General features: G+C 65.7%; 4 protein-coding genes and 1 pseudogene. 3 read left to right on the top strand and 2 right to left on the bottom strand.

The genetic code is table 11. From position 1 onward, the window contains the following. The first annotated feature begins 474 nt into the window (after positions 1–474). From ABT297_RS42630 to ABT297_RS42620, 3 genes and pseudogenes are all read left to right on the top strand, one after another. On the top strand, positions 475–891 hold the full coding sequence (locus ABT297_RS42630; RefSeq protein WP_350559795.1) for a hypothetical protein: 417 nt from the start codon (positions 475–477) through the stop codon (positions 889–891). A gap of 312 nt (positions 892–1,203) precedes the next feature. After that, positions 1,204–2,053: pseudogene (locus ABT297_RS42625) on the top strand (alpha/beta hydrolase). A gap of 199 nt (positions 2,054–2,252) precedes the next feature. Further along, positions 2,253–2,777, top strand: coding sequence for a DUF4279 domain-containing protein (locus ABT297_RS42620; RefSeq protein ID WP_350559789.1), 525 nt, complete (start codon positions 2,253–2,255; stop codon positions 2,775–2,777). 53 nt (positions 2,778–2,830) lie between these two features. Here the strand turns inward: ABT297_RS42620 and ABT297_RS42615 are convergent, their stop codons facing one another. Continuing rightward, entirely contained in the window at positions 2,831–4,378 is a 1,548-nt protein-coding gene (locus tag ABT297_RS42615; protein WP_350559786.1) for an FAD-dependent monooxygenase, read from the bottom strand. A gap of 31 nt (positions 4,379–4,409) precedes the next feature. Continuing rightward, on the bottom strand, positions 4,410–5,216 hold the full coding sequence (locus ABT297_RS42610) for an alpha/beta fold hydrolase (protein ID WP_350559798.1): 807 nt from the start codon (positions 5,214–5,216) through the stop codon (positions 4,410–4,412). Between the last annotated feature and the right edge of the window lie 93 nt (positions 5,217–5,309).

The raw sequence follows: 5,309 nt of genomic DNA, 5'->3' as shown, positions 1-5,309 counted from the left end.
CGCAACGTCCAGATCGCTGCCGGTACGCCGACCCACGCACCACCATGCGCTACGACCGAACCGGTAACAACCTGGACCGCCGCACCAATCACAACACCGAACGGCGCGCCTGGAGGTGGGCGGCCACCACGCCGAGACTCGCAGATCCGACTCGCTGGGACTGAACGGCGGTGACCAGCACCTCGGCCAGGCTAAACCGAACCGTCCCCGGATGGCCGTGAGCAAGATCAACTCACGGCCCGTCCTGAACGGCGCCGCGCAACGCATGACGGACGTCGGTTGCGGTACGAGTACGCCCAGGGAATCCACGCAACCCCGGCAATCCGGAATGTGGCCCGAACGGCCAGCGTCATCATCGGCCGTCGTCGGAACTCGAGCCTCTTGCCGCTACGACCTCATGATCGGGTGTACGGACATGCTTGATGAACGCACACGGGCCATCTCATCAAGGTCGCAGCCAATACGCTTCGTGACGTGGTTGATCGACCGACCGCCGTATGGCGGGCAAACGTGGCAAGAGATGCTGCCGAGCTTGCCACAGGTGTCATCGGGCCGGAGGAAGCGGTGTCAGCAAGGTTGTGGCCCGACGAGATGATCCGAGCGACCGATGCCGTCCTTGACGGGTTCGAAGCGGACGTCGCTGGCCTTGTCGACCACAGGTGGGAGGCAGCTACCGATACGGAGGTACTCGAGGTCGTCGAGCGCACCGTTCGAGCTCTGAACGCGGTCAACAACCAATTCCACGGGGCCGCCTACGAGACAGACGAACGAGAGCTGCTCTGCGAGTACATCGATCGTGTACTGGGAGCGGCTGGCATCGAGGCCGACGAACTGGCCCGCCGCAACGGCCTCCTCAGCGGCGACATTACCGGTCCATGGCGGGACTGGTAGTCAGGCTCGGTTCTCACGAACGAAGCGCTAGATCAGCTTCTGACTGGTGCACACTCATGCTGCAATCCGCTCGCTACGGAACGTCACGACCAGCTGCGTCGCCAGCTCCCGGACATGCCGATGTGCGCGCATGTGATCATGGCGGAACAGCCGACCAGATTCTGCCCACGGACCTTCTCTTCGTCCGGCTCAAGGACCTGGTGGAGGAATCTCGTTGCCGGTGTGCGCCATTTGCGGGGGTCCAGTTCAGTTCGTTTGAGCGGACGGCAAACCCGTCGACCGGCGCGAACTTCTACGCATAGGGTGCCCGGTGTGACCGTCGAGGTGCCCTTCCGTCCTCTTGTCGTCGACCAGTCGGACGTTCGTTACGCCCACGGCCCCGATTCGGCACGGCAGCCGGGCGTGCCTGTAGGTCGGACCGTCGAGTTCGACTGGAACGACAGCATTGTCTATCCGGGTACATCGCGGAAGTTCTGGGTCCACCTGCCGGCTCAGTATGACCCGTCGCAGTCTGCGGCGCTGATGGTGTTCCAGGATGGACAGTGGTACCTGGATCCGGACGGGGAGGTCCGTGGCGCGATCGTCCTGGACAACCTCATGCACCGCGGTGACATCCCGGCCACCGTTAGCGTGTTCGTCGATCCTGGCGTCCTTGAAGGCGCCGCCGAGCCGAAGCACCGCAACGTCGAGTACGACGCGTTCGACGACCGCTACGCCACCTTCCTACTGACCGAAATCATCCCGCAGGTCACGGAACGCTATTCGATCACCAAGGATTCGAACGGGTGGGGCATCTGTGGGGGCAGCAGCGGCGGCAACTGCGCGTTCACCGCAGCGTGGCTGCGCTCGGACAAGTTCCGCCGAGTGATCTGCTGCCTTTCCAGCTTCGTGCAGATGCCGGACGGAAACCCCTACCCCGAACTCATCCGCAGCGTACCCCGCAAGCCGCTGCGCATATTTCATGCAGGCCGGACACCGGGACCTGCACTGGAACGAGCGCGAACGGAACTGGCTCGCCAACAACCTGCGCGTCGCCGCTGCCCTGGCAGAAACAGGCTATGACTTCCGACTCGTGCTCGGCGACGGGGGCCACAGCCCTAACCACGGCGGCGTCCTGCTGCCAGACGCCCTGCGCTGGCTGTGGCGGCCGATGGACTCCTGATAAGCGAACGTTCGCAGGCGATCTTGACGTCCGGATTTGCCGCCGTTGGTGCGCGGCGGCCGGTCCGTGCACGTTACAGCGAGTGACCAGCACGGTGAGGCTGCGGCTTCCGGTACTGCCGAATTGAGGGCGCTGCCGACGCTCCTCTGGTAGGTAAAGGCAAGGCACGCGATGTGGCTCCGCACGACTATCTACGCCGATGATGGACGATGAGTGCAGCACCGATTTCTCGCCCAGGTGCGTCCAGCGTGCGTACCTGTATCTGGAACGGAACGTCGATGTGACCGGACCGCCATTCACCTCCAGCGATTTAGCTCTGATGTCGTTCGACCCCGACGAGGTCACGAGGCTGGTAGGGCTTCAGCCGACTACGACATGGCGCTCCGACGATCCAGATCCGGTATCGGGAACCTCCAGACTTCGTCGATTCAGCAGCTGGAAGTACGAGCAGCCAGAGGCCCACAACTACATCACCGAAGAGGTCGTCGTTTCCCTGCTGGACGCCGTCGAGCCGTACACCGAAGGTATCGACACGGCCTGCCGCACCCTGGGTATGCGCGCCGGCATCATGGTGGTCATCACCATGCACGGCGATCGCAACACCGACGATGGTGGACCTCACGTGTCCACCGCCGCCATCACGTACACAGCGCAGACCTTACGGCGGCTGGTTCGGCTGGGTCTGTCACTGGAACACGACCAGTACGTTCTCTTACCCGACTAGCGAATCCGGCGCCGCCCTATGCAGTCCTCAACTGCCGATGATCGCTCACCTGATCATGCGGGAAGATTGGGGTCGCCGAACCAGGTTGCCAGCGCGTCGGGGAGGCCGTCGGTGCCGTTCGGGCCGAGGGCCCACGCCACGTAGCCGTCCGGGCGGATGAGTAGGGCATCGGCGGCCCTTGGTGTCGATGTCTGGGCAGTGACGAGGTCGATGCGGTCGCGCCAGGGGCTGGTCAGGTTGGTGAGGTGGCGGGAGCCGATCAGGTCCAGCAGTAATGGCCTGCCTTCATGCATGAGTTCGGCGAGACGGGTGGCGCGAGTTCCGATACTGAGGTCGAGGTCGGGGGCGAACCGGCCGGTCCATTCATGGGGTGTGCCGGGATGCATCCGGTAACGGACGTCCGAGCCGGCCAGCAGGTCGGCGATCTGCCCGGTGACGCCGGGGGTTTCCAGCAGTTCGGCGACGACCTGGCGCAGGGCGGTGATCGCGGGTCCGGGAGACATCAGGGCCAGCTGCGCCTGAGTCTGCATGGTGACGCGTTCAGCGGCGGGACGGCGTTCGGCTTCGTAGCTGTCGAGCAGTCCGGGTGGCGCCCAGCCGTGCACCTGTGCGGCGAGTTTCCAGCCGAGGTTGGCGGCGTCCTGCAGTCCCAGGTTGAGTCCGGGCGCGCCGACCGAGGGGTGCACGTGGGCGGCGTCTCCGGCGAGGAACACCCGGCCGTGACGGTACGAGGTGGCGATCCGGGTGTTGGTGACATATCCGCGGCGCAGCAGGTGCGGCCCTGCGGTGGTGGGTGCGGCGAGCGGCAGGTCCTGGCCGAGGACCCGGTGCAGGCTGGCGCGCACCTCGTCGACGCTGACGGGTATCTCGTCGGTGATCGAGGGCCCGTTCCACTCGATCACCGACACCATCACGACGCCCGGCTCGTGCGGCACCACCACGTAGGCGCCCCGTTCGGTGCGGTGCCAGGCGTACAGACCGATTCGGTCACCGCTCGGCAGGACGATGGCCGCAGTGTCAGTGCTGATCGATGAGGCCGGCACGACCACATGTGCGGCACGCGAGATGACGCTTGGATCGGTGAAGCCGGAGAACGAAACACCGATCTTCTTGCGCATCCCGCTGCGGGCGCCGTCGCATCCAACCAGATACCGGGTGCGCATCTCGTAGCCGCCGTCAGGGCCCTGCACCCGCACGGACACGACGTCGTCGTCCTGACGTAGTTCCTGCAACCGGTGTCCACGTCGCAGGTCCACGCCGAGATCGCTGGCCCGCTGCTCCAGCAGCGATTCGAGGCGTGCCTGACGGATCTGCAGGCCGTGAAGCGGATTGCCCGGCAGGCCGGACAGTCTCAACGGCAGCGCGCCGAACAGGAACGCCGGGACGGGCTGCGGGCGATCGCCGCGGCCACCGAAGGGCTGATACAACCCCCGGTGGTCGAGGAAGCGGACGACCTGACCGATCAAAGCATTGGCCTTGTACGCGGTACTGCGTTCGGACAACTGCTCAAGCACGACCGGGCGCACCCCGGCAAGCATCAATTCACCGGCCAGCAACAGCCCGACAGGGCCGCCACCCACGATGATCACGTCGGCATCCATCAGATTCTCCCCTCGTTCGGTCCGCCGCTGGCTACGCCGTCTGCCGTCCGGTCGTGTGACGGATGATCAGGTCGGCGATCCGCGGTGTGAGACCGGGTGAGAAGAACGGGTGGTGCCCCATGCCGGGCAGCACCTCCAGTCGCGCGCCCGGAATCTGTCCCGCGAGTGCTTCGCCGTGGGCGGGCGGGAGCAGGACATCCTCGCTGCCGTGCACGACCAACGTTGGGGCAGTGACGGCGGACAGCGGAGCACGGCGGTCGTCGCCGAAGCGGCGCCCGGCGAGGTCGTGATTCAACGCGGCAGTGATGTTGCCGGTCCGGGCGTAGCAGCGTTCGGTGAAACGCCGCGCGGCGGCCTCGTCGAAGGGCAGGACGTCGCCGTTGAGGACTCGCCAGGTCTGTACGTCGGCGTCAATGTGCTGGCGCCGCGTCGCGCGAGGCGCGGTCGCGGAGGCCGTCAGGTGGTTGAGGAACCGTGCCGTCGGGGGCGGCAACTCGCCAGCCGCAGCGGGTTGACCTGCCACTGCCCGCGCCCACGCCGGGCCGGGATTGTTGCCCATCGGCGAGGAAGTTATCGCCGTCAGCGTGCGTACGCGGGCTCCTTGGTGCACGGCAAGCCATTGCCCGATCGCCGCGCCCAGCGAGATTCCGACGATGTCCGCGGCGGTAACGCCGTGACCATCCAGGACTGCGGCCGTGTCGGCTGCCATGTCGGCGAGCGCGTACGGATGCGTCGTGAAATCGACGGCATCGGAGAGACCGGTGTCGCGGTGATCGAACCGGATCACCTGCCGACCATTGTCCACTAGAGCTTCTACCAGCTCGTCGGGCCAGCCGATGCCGGCTCTTCGAACTTGGCGGGGGTCTGAGGGTCGGCTGACGTTCCACTGTGGACCCCAGCTAATAGATGCCCGTAGCTCTCGTAGATCATG

The sequence above is a fragment of the Dactylosporangium sp. NPDC000555 genome (assembly GCF_040300025.1).
Taxonomy (GTDB): domain Bacteria; phylum Actinomycetota; class Actinomycetes; order Mycobacteriales; family Micromonosporaceae; genus Dactylosporangium.
Note: the sequence above shows the minus strand (reverse complement) of the source record. Positions and strands in the feature narration are given on the sequence as shown.

What these genes read in the sequence shown, in the direction of transcription:
- ABT297_RS42615 (WP_350559786.1), bottom strand. Translation starts at nt 4,378, where the DNA reads ATGGATGCCGACGTGATCATCGTGGGTGGCGGCCCTGTCGGGCTGTTG.
- ABT297_RS42620 (WP_350559789.1), top strand. Translation starts at nt 2,253, where the DNA reads ATGATGGACGATGAGTGCAGCACCGATTTCTCGCCCAGGTGCGTCCAG.